Consider the following 19,189-nt stretch of genomic DNA (forward strand, 5'->3'; position numbering starts at 1 on the left):
CGTCAAGGCCGATCAGAATTATTTCGAAGAAGGCGCTGCACCGATATTCGTGCGAATACGCGAAGAGTCCGTATTACTACGGAACGTCCGCAGGAATTGATCCCGACAGAATTGGCTGTTTCATCCGAATACCGAGCAGCAAGCGAAGGAAGTCTTGCACCATTTCCTGGGGCATCACCCGGCGCGGCCCCCTCGCGCTCCCTCCGCGTGTGCGTCGCAGCCCCCGAGGGGGCAGCCGGACGCCGGACCGGTCAACGTCGCGTCGGCGCAACGTTCTGCGGGCGACGCGTCCCGCTGGGCTATATTGAACCCATGTTCGAAGTGCTCGTGTATGTCTACGAAAACTACTGGCGCGGCGACGCTTGCCCCGAACCCGAGCAGCTGGGGCGCAAGCTCAGCGCGCAAGGCTTCGATGCCGACGAGATCCGCGAGGCGCTTCACTGGCTCGACGGCCTGAGCCTGGCGACACGGGGCGTCCAGCTCAGCCGCCACGCCGACGGCATCAGCGCCACGGTGCTGCCGGGCGTCGCCGCCGAGACCGCGATAGCGCAATCGGCCGATGCGATGCGCGTCTATTCGACCGCTGAGCAGGAACACATCGGCGCCGAATGCCTGGGCTTCATCAGTTTCCTCGAGTCCGCGGGCGTGCTGCCGGCAGGCATGCGCGAAATCGTGGTCGAACGCGCCATGGCCACGCCGGGGGAGCCGCTGGCGCTCGACGAACTCAAGATCATCGTGCTGATGGTGCACTGGAGCACCGGCGTCGAACCCGACGCCCTGGTGCTCGACGAGCTCTGCGACGATGCGACGCTTCGCGTCGCGCACTAGGCTCGCCCCCAGGTCGGGCTCACTTCGTGTAGCCCTCCCACCCCCTACCGGGGGCGCAGTCAGCGGCCCGGCAAAGCCGGTTCCGCGACTGCCCACCAACGGGCGGGCGCTGCGCGCCGCCGGAGCACAAACCATCGCGCCAGTATTCACCGGCCGGCGCAGCCAGGCCCGTTGGTGAAACACCGCGGAACCGGCTTTGCCGGGCCGCTGGTGTTGCCCCCGGTAGGGGGTGGGCGTCCGGACACGAAGTGCCGGACAACCTGGGGGCGAGCTAATTCAACAGGCGCTCGGGGTTGGCGTCCAGCTTGGCCAGCGCCTCGCGCGTGGCGCGCACGGTCAGGGTTTCTTCTTCGGCCGGCACCAGCAGTCCGGCCTGCAGGTAGGACGCCAGGCGCCCGACCTGGATCAGGAAGCTGCGGCCGTCGCTCGATGCGAACAGGTGCAGCTGCTTGCGGTCGCTGCGCCAGACGAACTGGACCTGGCTGACACGGTCGTTGTGGTCGAGCATGAACCAGGTGCCGACCTGGAGTTCGTGGGCCCAGGCCAGCATGTCCTCGCTGACCTTGGTGCCGGTGTCGGGCACCACCTCGATCGAGGCGGCATCGACGCCGAGCAGCAGTTCGATGCTCGCGGCGTCCAGCGGCAGGTCGGTCGTTCCCTCGTCGGAGACGAAATCCTCGAGGTTGGCCAGGCGCTTGGCCATGGCCTCGATCTTGGCCGGCGGGATCGCCTCGGTCTTCGACAGGAAGGCATCGGACAGGGTCACGCCGATAGTCTTGATGTGCGCTTCCTGCGGTTCGCCCACGATGCCCAGCAGCGTCATGCCCTGGCGCAGCCGCTGCAGCAGCTTGGGCAGATCCTGGATGACACGGGTGCGGTCGTTGCGGTTCGGCTTGGCGCTGGCAGCCCACACCAGGTCGGAGGCGACCCGCTTCAGGGTCACGGTCTGTTCGTCCTGGGCGCCATAGCGCAGCGCGGCGATGGCAAGCACCTCAGCCCAGACCTTGAACAGGAACTCCCGGATCTCCTCGCGCACCGGCATGTCGTTGAGCATCTTGCGCAACTCGATGGTGTACTGGATCGCCATCGTCTCCTTCTGCTCGACCTGCTGCGCCACGCTCATCACCCGCTGGGTGGTGTCGCTCTGCGTCAGGTACTTGTTGAGGAAGGCGACGAATTCGTCGAACACCAGCTTGAACACGCGCTGGCCGGTTTCCGGGTATTGCTCGATCACCTGGACCACGCGGCGGATCTCGCCCTCGAGGGCGCTGCCCGAGATGGCGGCGGCATCGAATCCCATCACGCAGGACCCCATGCGGTCGATCAGCATGCGCGCCGGGTGCTGCAAGGTGCCGAAGAACTCGGGCTCGGCGATGGCGACGCGCAGCACCGGCATCTGCAGCCGCGCGAACCAGACGCGGGCCGAGAACGGGATCCGCTCCTCGGCCAGGATGGCCTGGAACATCAGCGCCACGATCTCGACCGTGGCCTTGTCGGCGGTGGTGGGCGCCTTCTTCTTGAGTTCGCTGGTGCGCCGGCGAAGTTCGGCCGAGGCCTGATGGATGGCCGTGGCCTCTTCGCCCACGACGTACTGCGAAGCCGCGACCTGGTAGGCCGCCTCGGCGTCGGCGATTGCCGCGACGAAGGCCGGCGAAGCACCGCCAGCGCCCATGGCGCCGACTCCGACCCCGCCCGCCATCTGGCTGCCGCCCGGTGCGCGCGGCTGGGTGAAGTCGCCGCCGATGCGCGCAGTCACGAAGCGCTTGAGATTGAGCAGCACGCCCTGGGCCCGCTGGCGTGCCAGCAGCAGCGGCGAGCCGCCGGTGGCGACCATGGTGTCGCCGCCCGCCTGGCCGGGACCGGCCGTGCCGCGGCCGACGCCGATGGCGGCCGGAGCGAAGCCCCCGGCGGGCGCACCGTAGCCGCCCGGCGCCATCTGGGGCTGGCCGGAGAAACCCATGGAAGCACTGCCGCCCGCGAAGCTGCCGCCCAGGGCCGCACTGCCGGAAGCGACCGCGCCACCGGTGCGCCGGACGAAGCTCTTGAGGTCGATCTCGGGCATCACTTCCTTGCCGACCAGGAAGGCGTTGGCGTCCTTGTAGGCCTTGGCCACCGGCTCGACCATGTGATGCTGGACCTGGTCCTGGACCTTGGTCCAGAGGCCGCGGCTCAGACCGGTGGCGAGCCACTGGTCGACCAGGACCTTGGCCAGCGCCTCGGGCTTGAGGATGTCCTTGGCGCCCAGCTCCTGGGTGCCCTCGAGGTGCTGGATGCGCAGCCGCAGGTCATTGAGCTCGAAGCTGGCCTTGTCCTGGATGGCCTGCGCCAGCCGCGACGAGAGGATGCTGGTCTCGACCACCTCGTCGCCGATCAGTTCGAGGCGCGAGAGCGAATTGGAGGCCGGCCCCTCGGCCGTGCTGGCGGCCAGCGCCTTGCGCCAGGCCTGCTGCGACAGCGTCACCCAGTTGGCGCCCTGGGCCTGGAAAGCCAGGAAACCGTCGCGGTTCTCCTGCATTTCGCGCGCATTGCCGGTCTGCGAGGCCAGTGCCGTCAGGCGTTCGCGGATCGCGTGGCCGACCGGTGCGATCAGCGGTTCGGTGGCGGCGACGAAGCGCTCGCGCGTCTCGCGGGAGAGTTGAAGAGAGGCTGCGTGGGACCGCGGGGTCATGGATGGTCAGGACGGCAATTGTTTCGTTTTCGACGACAGGCGGAAGCTTGCATCGGGAAGCGTAACCGCACAAGGGCCCGCCATGCTCGGCTACCCCAAGATCAGACGGTCGCGCCCGCGTTCGGATCGTTCGGATCGCCGTCCCGCTTGACCGGTCCCTTGACCAGGTCCTCGCGCTTGACGCCCAGCCACATCGCGATCGACGCCGCCACGAAGGCCGACGAATAGATGCCGAAGCAGATCCCGATGGTCAGGGCCAGCGCGAAATAGTGCAGGGTCGGACCGCCGAAGAAGAACATCGAGAGCACCACCAGCTGGGTCGAGCCGTGGGTGATGATGGTCCGGCTGATGGTCGAGGTGATCGCGCTGTCGATCACCTCGGGGGTGCTCAGCTTGCGGTAGCGGCGGAAGTTCTCGCGCACGCGGTCGAAGATCACCACCGACTCGTTGACCGAATAGCCCAGCACCGCCAGCACCGCCGCCAGCACCGCCAGCGAGAACTCCCACTGGAAGAAGGCGAAGAAGCCCAGGATGATGACCACGTCGTGCAGGTTGGCCAGCACGGTGGCCAGCGCGAACTTCCACTCGAAGCGGAAGGCCAGGTAGATCATGATGCCGACCACCACCATGCCGAGCGCCTTGAGGCCGTTGGTCGTCAGTTCCTCGCCGACCTGCGGGCCGACGAACTCGTTGCCGCGGAGAACCGCGGTCGGGTCGACCGCCTGCAGCGCGGTCATGACCTGCTGGCTTTGCTGGGCCGAGGTCTGGCCCTTTTGCACCGGCAGGCGGATCTGAACGTCGCGCGAGGTGCCGAAGTTCTGCACCTGCACGTCCTGGTAGCCCAGCTTGGCGATGGTCTCGCGCACCTTGCCGACGTCAACCGACTGCTGGTAGGCGACTTCCATCACCGTGCCGCCGGTGAACTCCACCGACAGGTGCAGTCCGCGATGGAACAGGAAGAAGACCGCCAGTGCGAAGGTGATGAAGGACACCGCGTTCAGCACCAGCGCGTGGCGCATGAACGGGATCGTCTTGTGGATCCGGAAGAATTCCATGGCGCGTGCCCCTTATTTCGTCTCGGCCACGGCCGTGGTGTCAGGCCTCCAGACGGTGCCGATCGACACCGTCTTGAGCTTCTTCTTGCTGCCGTACCAGAGATTGACCAGCCCGCGCGAGAAGAACACGGCCGAGAACATCGAGGTCACGATGCCGATGCAGTGCACCACCGCGAAGCCGCGGATCGGCCCGGAGCCGAAGGCCAGCAGCGCGACGCCCGCGATCAGCGTGGTGACGTTGGAGTCGAGGATGGTGCCCCAGGCGCGCTCGTAGCCGGCGTGGATCGCCGCCTGCGGCGAGGCGCCGGCACGCAGTTCCTCGCGGATGCGCTCGTTGATCAGCACGTTGGAGTCGATCGCCACGCCGATGGCCAGCGCCATGGCGGCGATGCCGGGCAGGGTCAGCGTGGCCTGCAGCATCGAGAGGATCGCCACCAGCAGCAGCAGGTTGACCGCCAGCGCGATCGACGAGAAGACGCCGAACAGCGCGTAGTACAGGCACATGAACACCATGATCGCGGCGAAGCCGTACATCACGCTGTCGAAGCCCTTCTTGATGTTGTCGGCACCCAGGCTCGGACCGATGGTGCGTTCCTGGATGATCTCCATCGGCGCCGCCAGCGAGCCGGCGCGCAGCAGCAGGGCCAGGTCGGCGGCCTCGACCACGCTCATCGAGCCCGAGATCTGGAAGCGGTTGCCGAGTTCGCCGTTGATCGAAGGCGCGGTCAGCACCTCGCCCTTGCCCTTCTCGAAGATCAGCATCGCCATGCGCTTCCTGAAGTTCTCGCGGCTGACGTCGCGCATGATGCGCCCGCCCTTGGCGTCCATGGTCAGGTCGACCTTGGGCTGCTGGGTCTGGGAGTCGAAGCCGGGCTGGGCGTCGGTGAGGTTCTCGCCGGTGACCAGCACCTGCTTCTTGACGATCACCGGGCGGCCCTGGCGGTCGAGGAACTTCTCCGAGCCGAAGGGCACCGGACCGGTGCCCATCTCGGCCGCGCGGCCCTCGGCGCTCTCGTCGACCAGGCGCATCTCAAGGGTGGCGGTGCGGCCCAGGATGTCCTTGGCCTTGGCCGTGTCCTGCACGCCGGGCAGCTGGACCACGATGCGGTCCAGGCCCTGCTGCTGGATCACGGGCTCGGCCACGCCGAGTTCGTTGATCCGGTTGTGCAGGGTCGTGATGTTCTGCTTCAGGGCCGCGTCCTGCAGCCGGCGCACGGCTTCGGGCTTGATCGAGGCGACCAGCTTGAAGTCGGTGCCTTCCTGGCTTTCGACGCCCGTCAGGTCGGGGAACTGGTCCTGCAGCAGCCGCTTGGCGGCTTCCAGGCCGGCGGCATCGCGGAAGCGCATCTCGATGGTCTGGCCGTTGCGGCTGACCGCGCTGCCGCGCACGCTCTTGTCGCGCAGGCCGGTGCGCAGGTCGCTGGCAAAGGATTCGGCGCGCTTGTCGATGGCGCCCTTCATGTCGACCTGCAGCAGGAAGTCGACGCCGCCGCGCAGGTCGAGGCCCAGGTACATCGGGAAGGCGTGCAGCGCGGTGAGCCAGCTCGGCGAACGCGAAACCAGGTTCAGCGCCACCGTGTAGGGCGGGTCGCTCGGATCGGGCACCAGCGCGCGCTGCAATACGTCGCGCGCCTTGAGCTGGTCGTCGGTGGTGGCGAACCGGGCGCGCACCGAGGTGGCGTCGAGCGTCAGCAGGTCGGGCGTCAGCCCGGCGGCCTTGAGCGCCTCGCCCACGCGGACCTGCGTGCCGGCGTCGACCTTGACGGTCGACTTGGCAGACGACACCTGCACCGCAGGCGCCTCGCCGAAGAAATTGGGCAGGGCGTAGATCAGCCCCACGAGCAGCACGATCACGATGATCGCGTACTTCCAGACCGGGTAACGGTTCATCGATTCAACCTTCAGGGGCGCGCGGCGTCCGGCGCCCGTGTTGTGGCACTACTTACTTGATCGCGCCCTTGGGCAAGACCTGGACCACGGCGCTGCGCTGGATCTGGACTTCGACGCCCTTGGCGATCTCGATCGTCAGGTACTGCTCGCCGATCTGGGTGATCTTGCCGAGCACGCCGCCGGCGGTCGCGACCTCGTCGCCCTTGGCCAGGGCTTCGATCATGGCGCGCGCTTCCTTCTGGCGCTTCATCTGCGGGCGGATCATGACGAAGTAGAGGACCACGAACATCAGCACCAGCGGCAGCATGCTGCCGAGCGAGGACATCATGTCGCCGCCACCGGCAGCGGGCGCGGTCTGGGCGAAAGCAGAAGAAATGAACAAGGGAGTCTCCAACAGAGGGAAAGAAGAGGAGCGCCGGCCCTGGATGGAAAAGGGGCCGGCGGTTCCGCGGCCGCACCCAGCGGCCACGCAGCGCGGGGCATGGCCGCCGCGCACAGCACCGGGCATTGTATAGAGGGCAGACGACCCTATTCCGGGGCCGTGCTTGGGGTTTTCGGGGCTATGCAGGCCCCGCCGGGCTCAGGCCGCCGCCGGGCCGCCCCAAGGCGGACTGCCCCCCTCGGGGGGCAGCGAGTACACGAAGTGACGAGCGTGGAGGCTCAGGCCGCGGCGCGCGCCGCCCCGGGGTTGCGCCACTTGGCCATCAACTCGGCCCAGCGCACCCGGGCCGCGGCCAGGTTGCGCTCCTTGACATGGCCGTAGCCGCGGATCTGCTCGGGCAGGGCGGCGATTTCGAGCGCCGTGGCGTGGTTGGCGGCACTCAGGCCGGCGACCACCTCCTCGAGGCTGGCGCGGTATTCGCCGATCAGAGCGCGCTCGGCGCGGCGCTCCTCGGTGCGGCCAAAGGGATCGAGCGCCGTGCCGCGCAGGCCCTTGAGCCGGGCCAGCAGCTTGAAGCCGGTCAGCATGGCCGGGCCGAACTTCTGCTTCTGCAGCTCGCCCTTGGCGTTCTTTTTCGCGATGATCGGCGGCGCCAGGTGGTAGTTGAGCTTGAAGTCGCCCTCGAACATGCCCTCGACCCGGTCGAGGAAGCTGCGGTCGGTGTGCAGCCGCGCCACTTCGTACTCGTCCTTGTAGGCCATCAGCTTGAACAGGTAGCGCGCCACGGCTTCGGTCAGGCCGGTCTTGCCGAGCGCCGACTCGGCCTGCTGCACCTTGGCGACGAAAGCCTTGTACTCGCCCGCATAGGCGGCGTTCTGGTAGCCGGTCAGGAAGTCGACGCGGCGGGCCACCAGGCCCTCGACCGTGTCGCGCTTCTTGAACTCGATGACCTGGCCCGGCTGCACGCGTTGCCGCAGTTCGGTCGGACGCTCGGCGGCCTGGCGGCCCCATTCGAAGGCGGCCTTGTTGTTGTCGATGGCCACGGCGTTGAGCTCGATCGCCCGCATCAGCGATTCGTGCGCGAGCGGGACCCAGCCCTTTTGCCACGCGAAGCCCAGCAGCATCGGGTTGGCATAGAGGCTGTCGCCCATGAGCGCGGTCGCGGCGGCGTCGGCATCGAAGGAGCCGAGCGCGCCGGCGCCCACCACGCGAGCGATCTCGCCGGCGCAGTCGTCCTGCGGATTGACCCAGTTGGCGTTGCGCACGAAGGCCGCGGTCGGCGAGCTGTGGCTGTTGAGCGCAACGTGCGTGCGGCCCTCGCGCATGCGCGCAGTGGTCTCGGCGTTGACCGCCACCAGCGGATCGGCCGCCAGCACCAGGTCGGCCGCGGCGGTGCCGACGCGGGTGGTGCGGATCGCGTCCTGGGTGTCGCCGATCAGCACATGGCTCCAGGTGGCGCCGCCCTTCTGCGCCAATCCGGCCGCGTCCTGCGTGACGATGCCCTTGCCCTCGATGTGCGCCGCCATGCCCAGCAGCTGGCCGATCGTGATGACGCCGGTGCCGCCGACGCCGGCCACCACCACGCCCCAGACCTGGCCGTCGCCCAGTGCCGGCACCACCGGGTCGGGCAGCGCGCCGAGTTCGGCCGGCGAGGCGCCCTTGCTCTTCGATTTCTTCTTGAGCTGGCCGCCCTCGACCGTCACGAAGCTGGGGCAGAAGCCCTTCAGGCAGCTCATGTCCTTGTTGCAGGTGCTCTGGTTGATGGTCCGCTTGCGGCCGAATTCGGTCTCCAGCGGCTCCACCGACAGGCAGTTGCTCTTGACGCTGCAGTCGCCGCAGCCTTCGCAGACCAGCTCGTTGATGACCACCCGCACCGCCGGGTCGACCGCCGTGCCCCGCTTGCGGCGGCGCCGCTTCTCGGTGGCGCAGGTCTGGTCGTAGATGATGGCGGTGGTGCCCTTGATCTCGCGGAACTCGCGCTGGATCTCGTCGAGCTCGTCGCGGTGGCGCACCTTGACGTTCTCGCCCGGCACGTTGACGCCTTCGTACTTCTCGGGCTCGTCGGTGACCACCACCACCCTGACCGCGCCTTCGGCATGCAGGCTCTCGGCGATCTGCAGCACCGAATGGCCCTCGGGCCGCTCGCCCACCTGCTGGCCGCCGGTCATGGCGACCGCGTCGTTGTAGAGGATCTTGTAGGTGATGTTGACGCCGGCCGCGATGCTCTGGCGGATCGCCAGCAGGCCGCTGTGGAAGTAGGTGCCGTCGCCGAGGTTGGCGAAGATGTGCTGGTCGGTGGTGAAGGGCTGCTGGCCGACCCACGGCACGCCCTCGCCGCCCATCTGCGTGAAGCCGATGGTCGAGCGGTCCATCCAGGTCGCCATGAAGTGGCAGCCGATGCCGCCCATCGCCCGCGAGCCTTCGGGCACCACGGTGCTGGTGTTGTGCGGGCAGCCCGAGCAGAACCAGGGCTGGCGCGTGGCGTCGGCGGCACCGAGCGACTTGGGCGCGGCCATCGCGCGCTCCTTGGCTTCGAGGATCGCCAGCTGGGCGTCGATGCGGGCCGCCATGTCGGCGCCGGCCGCGGCCAGCAGGCCGGTCTTCCTGAGGCGCTGGGCGATCGCCTTGGCGATCAGCGCCGGGCTCAGGTCGGCGTTGGCGCGCAGCAGCGTGTGCTCGGTCGGGTTCGGCATCGACCATTCGCCGCCCGAATAGCCCTCGGCCTCGTGCACCTCGCCCTCGTCGAACTTGCCGACCACGTTGGGCCGGACGTCGCCGCGCCAGTTGTAGAGCTCTTCCTTGAGCTGGTATTCGATGACCTGGCGCTTTTCCTCGACCACCAGGATCTCCTGCAGGCCGGTGGCGAACTCGCGCGTGAGCTGCGCCTCGAGCGGCCACACCACCCCGACCTTGTGCAGCCGGATGCCGAGCTGGCGGCAGGCCGCGTCGTCGAGGCCGAGGTCGATCAGGGCCTGGCGCGTGTCGTTGAAGGCCTTGCCGCTGGCCATGATGCCGAAGCGGTCGTTCGGGCCCTCGATCACGTTGTGGTTGAGCCGGTTGGCGCGGATGTAGGCGAGGGCGGCGTACCACTTGTAGTGCATCAGCCGCGCTTCCTGCTCGAGCGCATGGTCGGGCCAGCGGATGTGCAGGCCGCCGGGCGGCATCTGGAAGTCGGTCGGGATCACGATCTCGACCCGCTCAGGGTCGATCATCGCGGTGGCGCTCGACTCGACGATCTCCTGGATCGTCTTCATGCCCGACCAGATGCCGGCGAAGCGGCTCATCGCGAAGGCGTGGATACCGAGGTCGAGGATTTCCTGCACGTTGGCCGGGAAGAACACGGGCGTGCCGCAGGCCTTGAAGATGTGGTCGCTCTGGTGCGCCGCGGTCGAGCTCTTGGAGATGTGGTCGTCGCCGGCCACCGCGATGACGCCGCCGAACTCGGTCGTGCCGGCCATGTTGGCGTGCTTGAAGACGTCCGAGCAGCGGTCCACGCCCGGGCCCTTGCCGTACCAGATGCCGAAGACGCCGTCGAACTTGTTGGTGCCCGCCGGCGAGAAGCCCAGCTGCTGGGTGCCCCATAGCGCGGTGGCGGCCAGTTCCTCGTTGACGCCGGGCTGGAAGACGATGTTCTGCTCTTTCAGGAACTTGCTGGCCTTCCACAGCGCTTGGTCGTAGCCACCCAGCGGCGAGCCGCGGTAGCCGCTGATGAAGCCGGCCGTGTTCTTGCCCTGCTGCTGGTCGCGCAGGCGCTGCAGCATCGGCAGCTTGACCAGCGCCTGGACGCCGCTCATGAAGGCGCGGCCGTAGTCGAGGCTGTACTTGTCGTCGAGCGTGACCGTTTCGAGGGCGCGGCGGATGTGCTCGGGAAGCGGGGCGTTCATCGTGTCTGTCTCCAGTGGCTGGGCCTTGTGGGCGTGGCGTGCAAGGCATCCGGGTCGGACACCCCTCGGCCATCATCACGCAAAGTGTATGCCTGCAGCCTCGACAGGTGTTTGCGTTCTCTGCCTTTCGAACCCTCCCTTTTGAAAGACTCTTGCTTAAAATGGCATGAAATGGAAAACATTGACAAGTTCGACCTCGCGATCCTGCAAGAACTGCAGGCCGACGGCCGCCTGACCAACGCCGAGCTTTCGCAGCGCGTGGGCCTGTCGGCGGCGCCTTGCTGGCGGCGGGTCCGTGCGCTCGAGGAAGCCGGCTACATCAAGGGCTACCACGCCGAGATCGACCGCCACAAGATCGGGCTCGGCGTGCTGGCCTTCGTGCGCGTCGACACCGAGCGCTCCTCGGGCGAGGCGACGCGCGCGCTCGAGGACGCGATCCGCAAGCTGCCCGAGGTGATCGCCTGCCACTACATCAGCGGTACCGGCACCTTCGAGCTGCAGGTGGTTTCACAGGACCTCGACAGCTTCTCGCGCTTCGCGCTCAAGCACCTGCTGAACCTGCCGAACGTGAAAGACCTGCACACCAGCTTCTCGCTCGGCGAGGTCAAGGCCAGCCGGTCGCTGCCGCTCGCGCACCTCGCGCCTGCGCGCCCGGCCGAAACCGGAGGCCGGCAGGGGCGCCGACAATAGACCGCGATGCCGATCTCGCCCCAGGAAAACCCCGTCGCCCCCAACCCGGTGCCCGCCCCGCGCGTCGGGCCCCTCGAACCGCTCCGGATTCCGGTGTTCCGCATGTTGTGGAGCACCTGGCTGATCGCCAACGTCTGCATGTGGATGAACGACGTCGCGGCGGCCTGGATGATGACCTCGCTGACCACCTCGCCGATCTGGGTCGCGCTGGTGCAGTCGGCCTCGACGCTGCCGGTGTTCCTGCTCGGGCTGCCGAGCGGCGCGCTGGCCGACATCCTCGACCGCCGGCGCTGGCTGGTCGCGACCCAGTTCTGGCTCGCCGGCTCGGCGGTGGTGCTGTGCGCGGCGGTGGTCTTCGACCTCATGAGCGCGCCGCTGCTGCTGGCGCTGACCTTCGCCAATGGCATCGGCCTGGCGCTGCGCTGGCCGGTGTTCTCGGCCATCGTGCCCGAACTGGTGCCGCGCAGCCACCTGCCCGCCGCACTGGGCCTCAACGGCATCTCGATGAACGCCTCGCGCATCATCGGCCCGCTGGTTGCCGGCGCGCTGATCGCGAGCGCGGGCACCGTGTGGGTGTTCGCGTTCAACGCGGTGCTGTGCGTCGCCTCGGGCTTCGTCGTGCTGCACTGGCGCCGCGAGCACACGCCCAACCCGCTGGGCCGGGAGCGCCTGATCAGCGCGATGCGGGTCGGCGTGCAGTTCGTGCGCCAGTCGCACCGCATGCGCGCGGTGCTGGCGCGAATCTCGATCTTCTTCCTGCATTCGACCGCCCTGCTGGCGCTGCTGCCGCTGCTGGCGCGCAACCTCAAGGGCGGCGGTGCCGGCACCTTCACGCTGCTGCTGGCAGCGATGGGGTCGGGCGCGATCGTGGCGGTGCTGTTCCTGCCGCGGCTGCGCCAGGCGCTGGTGCGCGACCAGCTGGTGCTGCGCGGCATGCTGCTGCAGTCGGGTGCCACCGCCGTCATGGCGGTCGCGCCGAATGCCTGGGTGGCGGTGCCCGCGATGTTCCTCGGCGGCATGGCCTGGATCACGGTCGCCAATTCGCTGTCGGTGTCGGCGCAGCTGGCGCTGCCCGACTGGGTGCGCGCACGCGGCATGTCGATGTACCAGATGGCGATCATGGGCGCCAGCGCCCTCGGCGCGGCGCTCTGGGGACAGGTGGCGGAACTCAGCTCGATCTACATCAGCCTGGGGATCGCAGCGGTCACCGGCGTGCTGGGCATGGGGCTGGCGCTGCGCTACGTGACCGACGGCGCAGGCGAGGACGACGACACCAGCCCGGCGCGGCACGGCTGGGCTGCCGGTCCGCCGGCCAGCGCGCCGGACGAGGCCGGCCGGGTGGTGATCACGGTCGAATACCTGATCGATCCGGCGCGCGCCGCCGCCTTCCACCTCGTGATGCACGAGACCCGGCGCGCGCGGCTGAGCCAGGGCGCGATCGGCTGGGAGCTGCTGCACGACATCGCCGAGCCCGGCCGCTACCTGGAGCAGATCGTCGACGAGTCATGGACCGAGCACCTGCGCCGCTTCCACCGCGCGACCGCGGCCGACATGGCGCTGCGCGAGCGGCGGCTGGCCTTCCACAAGGGCGAGACGCTGCCGGTCGTGACGCGCTATATCGTTCACCGCTGAATTTCGCAGGTCGAAAAAGGCTGCGAATGGTCCGGAAGCGAAACCTACGGTACAACCGGAGAACCGAACCACGCAATTCCCGGCAAGGAGCCTCTACATGGCCACCGTTCAAATCAATCTCCCGGACGCACTGGCGCAGCGGGCGCGCAGCGAAGGCTTGCTGTCCGACGACGCCATTCAGCGGCTGCTCGAAGACGCCATGCGTCGCCAAGCCGGCCGCAGGCTGATGCAGGTGGCCGAGCGCCTGCATTCGGCCGGCATCGAACCCATGACCGAGGAAGAGATCGACGGCGAGATCCAAGCCGCGCGCGCCGAACGGCGCGCAGCCCAAACCAGGCCACCGCATTCTCAGTGAAGCTCGTCCTGGACACCAACGTCATCGTCTCGGCACTGATCTGGGGCGGTGAGCCCTACAAGTTGATCCGAGCGGCCACTGAAGGCGATATCGAGTTGTACGCATCTCCAGCGTTGCTGGCCGAACTGCGGGACGTGCTCGGACGTGAACACCTCGCCCTGCGCCTGCAGCAGCAGCGCTCTTCGGTCGAGCAGGCCATCGACCTGTATGGCGAACTGGCTATCGTCGTCTCGCCGCTGGCCACTCCGCGCGCAGTGCCGGATGACCCGGACGACGACCACATCATCGCCGCAGCCGTCGCCGGCCGGGCCGACTTGATCGTCAGTGGCGACCGACACCTGCTGAGCATGGGCAGTCACGACGGAGTCGCCATCGTGACCGTCCGGGATGCAGTTGACCGAATCCCGCGCTGACGGGCCCTGAGAGAGGGTACATTCAGCAACTGTTCAGTGGAAGAACAGCAGCCGCGTCAGCAGCGTGTGCCCGGCCTCCGCGAACATCAGCCCGACCAGCACCAGCAGGCACAGCGGCGGCAGCAAGATTGCGTAGACCAGCGCCATCCGCTCCCAGGCCATGTGCATGAAGACCGCCACGATCAGCCCTGCCTTCAGCAGCATGAAGACGATGATCAGGCCCCAGCGCAGCAAGCCCTGGAAGTGGAAGTAGTCGACCAGGTACGACAGCGTGCTGAGCACGAACAGCAGCCCCCAGATCTTGAGGTAGAGGCTGATCGGATGTTGCTGGCCGGTGCCCGGATTCATGATCGACCTCACCACAGATAGAACAGCGCGAAGATGAACACCCACACGAGATCGACGAAGTGCCAGTACAGGCCGGCGATCTCGACGATCTGGTAGTTGCCGCTGCGGTCGTAGTCGCCGCGGATCAGCTTGAAGGCCACGATGAACAGGAAGATCACGCCGCCCGTGACGTGCAGTCCGTGGAAGCCGGTGATCATGAAGAAGGCCGAGCCGAACTGCGCCGCTCCCATCGGATTGCCCCAGGGCCGCACGCCCTCCTCGATGATCAGCTTGGACCACTCGAAGGCCTGCATTCCGACGAAGATCTCGCCGCAGGTGGCGGTCACGAGCATCAGCGTGGCGGCGTTCACGCGGTCGTGCCGGTAAGCGAAGTTGACGGCCATCGCCATGGTGCCGCTGCTGCTGATGAGCACGAAGGTCATGATCGCGATCAGCAGCAGCGGAATGTCGGCCCCGCCCACATGGAGCGCGAACACCTCGCTCGGATTGGGCCACGACGCGGTGGTCGACACGCGCACCGTCATGTAGCCGGTGAGGAAGCAGCTGAAGACGAAGGTGTCGCTCAGCAGGAAGATCCACATCATCGCCTTGCCCCACGAGACGTGGAAGGCCTGGCGGTCGGAAGACCAGTCGGCGATCAGGCCGCGCCAGCCGTCCAGGCCGATGCCTTGCAAGGGTGGGGGTGCCGCGATGGAAGCGCTGTGCATGGATGCCTCCTCAAGCCGTGCCGCAGATGAAGCGCGCCACCTCCGGCGTGACCCAGGCGAGCAGCGCGAACAACACGAGCCACACCGCCAGCATGAAATGCCAGTAGCGGCCACAGAGCGCGATCCGCCAAGCGGCCTCGGCAGGCCGGCGCCGGACGGCGCGCGCGATCCACGCCCAGGCGGCCAGGCCGCCGGCGAGATGAAGCCCGTGCATCGCGGTCAGCAGATAGAAGAAGCTTCCTGCCGGATTGCCGGCCGGCATCACCTGCGCGCTCCACAAGGCTTGCCAGGCCCACAGCTGCGCGCCCAGGAACATCAGCGCGAACAGGCCTCCGGCCCACAGCAGCCGGCGGGCCCGCGACGAGTCGGCGGCGCGCGCGGCGCGGCGTGCCTGTTCCAGCGCCACGCTGCCGGCGACCAGCAGCGAGGTGCTGAGCCACAGCTGCCAGGGCAGGGCGAGGCTCACGGCGTCGCTGCTGTTCATGCGCATCACGTAGGCCGTGATGAAGAGCGAGAACAAGGCGGTGGCGACGCCCATGAAGACCCACAGGCCGATGCTGGCCGCGCTGGCGCGCGCATCGCGCCGCGGGCTGCTGCGGTCGGCGCCGGCCAGGACGAGCGACGCCGTCATGCCGGAGCACCTCGGGTTTCGCCCGCGTCGCCCGGGTCGCCATGGGCCTCGGGTTCCAGGCCGCCGGCCTCGGGCGGCGCATTCTGCGGGATGAAGTCCTCCTTCGCGCCCGGCACGCCGTAGGCGTAGGCCCAGCGGAAGACCACCGGCAGCTGCGGCCCCCAGTTGCCATGGCCCGGGGGCGTCTCGGGCGTCTGCCATTCGAGCGAAGCGGCACGCCACGGATTGGCATCCGCGGGCCTGCCGCGCCAGGCACTCCATGCGAGGTTGACGATGAAGAGGGCCTGGCCCACGCCGACGATCAGCGCGACCACCGTGATGAAGGCATTGAGGCTGAATGCCGACGGCGGGATGAAGGCGTAGCCGTCGAAGTTGTAGTAGCGCCGCGGCATGCCCAGCACGCCGAGGTAGTGCATCGGGAAATAGATCGCGTAGGTGCCGAGGAAGGTGATCCAGAAATGCCAATGGCCGAGGCGGTCGTCGAGCATGCGGCCGGTGACCTTGGGGAACCAGTGGTAGATGCCGCCGAACACGACCAGCAGCGGCGCCACGCCCATCACCATGTGGAAGTGCGCGACCACGAAGTAGGTGCCCGACAGCGGGATGTCGACGCTCACGTTGCCCAGGAACAGCCCGGTCAGCCCGCCGATCGCGAAGGTGCAGACGAAGGCCAGTGCGAACAGCATCGGCACCGACAGGTGTATGTCGCCGCGCCACAGGGTCAGGAGCCAGTTGTAGACCTTGATGGCGGTGGGCACGGCGATGATCAGCGTGGTGGTCGCGAAGAAGAAGCCGAAGTACGGGTTCATGCCGCTCACGAACATGTGGTGCGCCCAGACCACCACGCTGAGTCCGCCGATCGCCACGATGGCCCAGACCATCATGCGGTAGCCGAAGATGCTCTTGCGCGCGTGCACGCTGATCAGGTCGGACACGATGCCGAAGGCGGGCAGCGCCACGATGTAGACCTCGGGATGGCCGAAGAACCAGAACAGGTGCTGGAACAGCAGCGGGCTGCCGCCCTTGTAGCTCGTCACCTGCCCCATCGACACCAGCGCCGGCATGAAGAAGCTGGTGCCGAGCGTCCGGTCCATCAGCAGCATCACTCCGCTGACGAACAGCGCCGGAAAGCCCAGCAGCGCGAGGATGGTGGCCACGAAAATGCCCCAGACGGTCAGCGGCATGCGCAGCAAGGTCATGCCTTCGCAGCGGGCCTGGAGCACGGTCGTCACGTAGTTGAGGCCGCCCATCGTGGTCGCCACGATGAAGATCACCAGCGACACCAGCATCAGCACGATGCCGCCCGAGTGGCCCGGCGTGCCGGGCAGGATCGACTGCGGCGGATACAGCGTCCAGCCCGCGCCGGTAGGTCCGCCCTCGACGAAGAAGCTCGCCATCAGGACCACCACCGACAGCAGGTAGACCCAGAAGCTCAGCATGTTGAGGTAGGGAAAGACCATGTCCCGCGCGCCGACCATGAGCGGAATCATGTAGTTGCCGAAGCCGCCGAGGAACAGCGCCGTGAGCAGGTAGATCACCATGATCATCCCGTGCATGGTCACGAACTGGTAGTAGCGCTCGGGGTTGATGAACTCGAACTGCCCGGGGAAGCCGAGCTGCAGCCGCATCAGGTTGGACAGCACCAGGCCCACGACGCCCACCGCGATGGCGGTGCAGGCGTACTGGATAGCGATCACCTTGTGGTCCTGGCTCCAGACGTAGTGCGTGAGGAAGGCCTTGGTTGCGGGCTTCATCGCTGGCCCCCCTGTCCGGTCGAGGCCTGCGCCGGCGGGCTGCCCAGGCTCTGGATATAGGCCACCAGCGCCGCCAGCTCTTCTTCGCTCAGCTCGATCTGCGGCATCACGGGCGCGAAGCCCTTGACGCGGCGGGCCTTCGGGTCGCGGATGAAGGCGCGCAGATAGCTTTCGTCGACCAGCGCGGTCGAGCCGTCCGCCATGGTTTCGGTCTTGCCGTAGAGCCCCTTCCAGGTCGGCCCGACGCGCGGGCTGCCGTCGATCGTGTGGCAGGCCGCGCAGCCCTTCGCGTCGGCCAGCGCGCGGCCCTGCTCGACCCGGGAGCCGGCACCGCCGCCGGCCGGGGCGGCCAGCTTGACCTGGGTGTCGGCGAAGGTGGGCAGCGCCGCCTGCCAGGCCTTGAAGACCGCGGCGTCCTCCACCACCACGAAGCCGCGCATGTTGGGATGGCCGACGCCGCAGAGCTGCGCGCAGAGCGCCTCGTAGCGTCCGGCCACCGTCGGCGTGAACCAGAAGCGGCTGACCTGCCCCGGCACCGTGTTCATGCGGGCGCGGAACGATGGCACGAAGAAGTCGTGCAGCACGTCGTGCGAACGCATCAGCACCAGCACCGGCTTGCCGAGCGGCAGATGCACCTCGTCGGCGCCGACCAGCAGGTCGTCCTGCCCGGCCGGGTCGGCGGGGTCGAGCCCGAACGGATTGCCGGCACTGACGAAGCGGGCATCCGTCGCACCCAGCCGGCCGTCAGGGCCCGGGAAACGGAAGCGCCATTGCCATTGCTGGCTCACGACCTCGAGCACCAGGGAATCGTGCGGCTCCCTCACGTAGTTCGCGTAGACCACCAGGCCGGGGGCCAGCAGCGCCATGATGCCGATCGTGGTGCCGCCGATCAGCCAGCGCTCCAGCCGCTTGCTCTCGGGCTGCGCCGGTGCCCGGCGACCTTCCGTGTGGCGGAAGCGGAGCAGCGTGTAGACCATGAACAGATTGATGGCGACGAAGAAGGCGCCGGTGATCACCAGCGTGATCGTCAGCGTGTCGTCCATCGGCTGCCAGTTCGACGCCAGCGGCGTGGTCCACCACGGGTTGAAGACGTGAAACAGCAGCGAGCCGATCACGATGAGCAACAGGGCGGCCGCCATGATCATGTGCGTGTCCCCGGCTCCTCATCGGCGTCCAGCCCCGCCCGCCCGCTTCAGCGGAACGCCGGGATCTGCCCTTCCTCGCCCTCGAAACGGGCCTCGGGATGGGCGGTCTGCAGCATGTCCTCGACCTCCCGCACGCGCGCGGCCGGCAGGTCCACCATGAGCAGGATCTGGCCTTCTGCGATCGCGCCCTCGAAGCGCTGCAGCCGCGGACTCGGGATCGATATGCCGACCATGCTGGCCGACCAGGCGCCGACCGCGCCGCCCAGCACGCCGACCAGCGCCGCAAACTCCCATTCGGGGCCTTCGCCGAAGAGCGGGAACACCAGCGCCGCCACGAGGCCGGCGGCGATGCCGCAGGCGGTGCCGAGCAGCCACCCGGTCTTGGCGGCATGGACGACATCCGAGGTCTGCCACACGTTCGCCGCGTGGAGGCCGGTCATGTCCATGCCCTCCGGGCCGGCGAAGTGGATGTGCGCGACGTCGACGCGGGCCTGCCGCAGATCGTGCATGGCTCGCCTGGCGCTCGCCAGGTCCGGCATCAGCCAGTAGATGCGTCTCTTCATGGCACCCTCCTTTTCGTCAGGCGACGGGTCAAGGAACCATGGATGACTTATAGGCCCATGGGGAAGCGTTATCAAGTGGGCGCCGCGCCGCCCTTCGGCCCGGGAGCGCCCCAGACGCAGTCATTTGACCGAATGCTCTGATTTCAGTTGTCGCTTGCGGCTTGTTGCAAAGTCCCGTTGCTTTTCTCGGGTAAACGATAGCTCGTCTTTTTTTACCGAATGGATAATTTAGCTTCCTTCACGA

At 67.8% G+C, this 19,189-nt stretch carries 16 protein-coding genes; 5 read left to right on the plus strand and 11 right to left on the minus strand.

Annotation, left to right across the window (positions count from 1 at the left end):
* Positions 1-312: 312 nt before the first annotated feature.
* Positions 313-828, plus strand: a complete 516-nt coding sequence (locus tag QTI45_RS19990; protein ID WP_286371737.1) for a Smg family protein — start codon at positions 313-315, stop codon at positions 826-828.
* 271 nt (positions 829-1,099) lie between these two features.
* On the opposite strand, the gene QTI45_RS19995 is transcribed toward QTI45_RS19990, so the two are convergent.
* The 5 genes from QTI45_RS19995 to QTI45_RS20015 all read right to left on the minus strand — a co-directional run bounded on the left by QTI45_RS19995 (position 1,100) and on the right by QTI45_RS20015 (position 10,707).
* On the minus strand, positions 1,100-3,496 hold the full coding sequence (locus tag QTI45_RS19995; RefSeq protein ID WP_286655622.1) for a DUF1631 family protein: 2,397 nt from the start codon (positions 3,494-3,496) through the stop codon (positions 1,100-1,102).
* 101 nt (positions 3,497-3,597) lie between these two features.
* Positions 3,598-4,551 (minus strand): protein translocase subunit SecF, encoded by a 954-nt coding sequence (secF, locus tag QTI45_RS20000; RefSeq protein WP_286371739.1) that lies wholly within the window; start codon positions 4,549-4,551, stop codon positions 3,598-3,600.
* A gap of 12 nt (positions 4,552-4,563) precedes the next feature.
* Positions 4,564-6,441 carry a protein translocase subunit SecD gene (gene secD / locus QTI45_RS20005; protein ID WP_286655623.1) on the minus strand — a complete coding sequence of 626 codons (1,878 nt, stop codon included), beginning with the start codon at positions 6,439-6,441 and terminating at the stop codon, positions 4,564-4,566.
* A 52-nt stretch (positions 6,442-6,493) separates the two neighbouring features.
* Positions 6,494-6,823: a preprotein translocase subunit YajC gene (yajC, locus tag QTI45_RS20010; RefSeq protein ID WP_286371741.1), complete on the minus strand. Its 330-nt coding sequence runs from the start codon at positions 6,821-6,823 to the stop codon at positions 6,494-6,496.
* A 278-nt stretch (positions 6,824-7,101) separates the two neighbouring features.
* On the minus strand, positions 7,102-10,707 hold the full coding sequence (locus tag QTI45_RS20015; RefSeq protein ID WP_286655624.1) for an indolepyruvate ferredoxin oxidoreductase family protein: 3,606 nt from the start codon (positions 10,705-10,707) through the stop codon (positions 7,102-7,104).
* 171 nt (positions 10,708-10,878) lie between these two features.
* Here QTI45_RS20015 and QTI45_RS20020 point away from each other — a divergent pair, with 171 nt between their 5' ends.
* From QTI45_RS20020 to QTI45_RS20035, 4 genes are all read left to right on the plus strand, one after another.
* Entirely contained in the window at positions 10,879-11,397 is a 519-nt protein-coding gene (locus tag QTI45_RS20020) for an Lrp/AsnC family transcriptional regulator (protein WP_286655625.1), read from the plus strand.
* A gap of 6 nt (positions 11,398-11,403) precedes the next feature.
* Positions 11,404-13,029: an MFS transporter gene (locus tag QTI45_RS20025; protein WP_286371744.1), complete on the plus strand. Its 1,626-nt coding sequence runs from the start codon at positions 11,404-11,406 to the stop codon at positions 13,027-13,029.
* Between the two features lie 97 nt (positions 13,030-13,126).
* A complete protein-coding gene (locus tag QTI45_RS20030) occupies positions 13,127-13,384 on the plus strand; it encodes a hypothetical protein (protein ID WP_286655626.1) in 258 nt (85 codons plus the stop codon).
* Entirely contained in the window at positions 13,381-13,797 is a 417-nt protein-coding gene (locus QTI45_RS20035) for a putative toxin-antitoxin system toxin component, PIN family (protein WP_286655627.1), read from the plus strand. Before QTI45_RS20030 ends, QTI45_RS20035 begins: the two co-directional genes overlap by 4 nt.
* 33 nt (positions 13,798-13,830) lie before the next feature.
* Here QTI45_RS20035 and QTI45_RS20040 read toward each other — a convergent pair whose 3' ends face one another.
* Genes QTI45_RS20040 through QTI45_RS20065 form a run of 6 tightly spaced genes read right to left on the minus strand, consistent with a single transcriptional unit; the run spans position 13,831 to position 18,945 of the window.
* Complete coding sequence (locus QTI45_RS20040; protein ID WP_286655628.1) at positions 13,831-14,145, minus strand: cytochrome C oxidase subunit IV family protein; 315 nt, start codon at positions 14,143-14,145, stop codon at positions 13,831-13,833.
* A gap of 8 nt (positions 14,146-14,153) precedes the next feature.
* Positions 14,154-14,852 carry a heme-copper oxidase subunit III family protein gene (locus QTI45_RS20045; RefSeq protein WP_286655629.1) on the minus strand — a complete coding sequence of 233 codons (699 nt, stop codon included), beginning with the start codon at positions 14,850-14,852 and terminating at the stop codon, positions 14,154-14,156.
* 10 nt (positions 14,853-14,862) lie between these two features.
* Positions 14,863-15,483 carry a cytochrome c oxidase subunit 3 gene (locus tag QTI45_RS20050; protein WP_286655630.1) on the minus strand — a complete coding sequence of 207 codons (621 nt, stop codon included), beginning with the start codon at positions 15,481-15,483 and terminating at the stop codon, positions 14,863-14,865.
* Positions 15,480-17,237: a cytochrome c oxidase subunit I gene (gene ctaD, locus QTI45_RS20055; RefSeq protein WP_286655631.1), complete on the minus strand. Its 1,758-nt coding sequence runs from the start codon at positions 17,235-17,237 to the stop codon at positions 15,480-15,482. The genes QTI45_RS20050 and ctaD overlap by 4 nt, the downstream gene beginning before the upstream one ends.
* A complete protein-coding gene (locus QTI45_RS20060) occupies positions 17,234-18,382 on the minus strand; it encodes a cytochrome c oxidase subunit II (protein ID WP_286371749.1) in 1,149 nt (382 codons plus the stop codon). The genes ctaD and QTI45_RS20060 overlap by 4 nt, the downstream gene beginning before the upstream one ends.
* Before the next feature lie 47 nt (positions 18,383-18,429).
* On the minus strand, positions 18,430-18,945 hold the full coding sequence (locus QTI45_RS20065) for a DUF1269 domain-containing protein (RefSeq protein WP_286655632.1): 516 nt from the start codon (positions 18,943-18,945) through the stop codon (positions 18,430-18,432).
* Positions 18,946-19,189 lie beyond the last annotated feature (244 nt).

It is taken from the genome of Variovorax saccharolyticus (assembly GCF_030316765.1).
GTDB classification, from domain to species: Bacteria; Pseudomonadota; Gammaproteobacteria; order Burkholderiales; family Burkholderiaceae_C; genus Variovorax; species Variovorax saccharolyticus.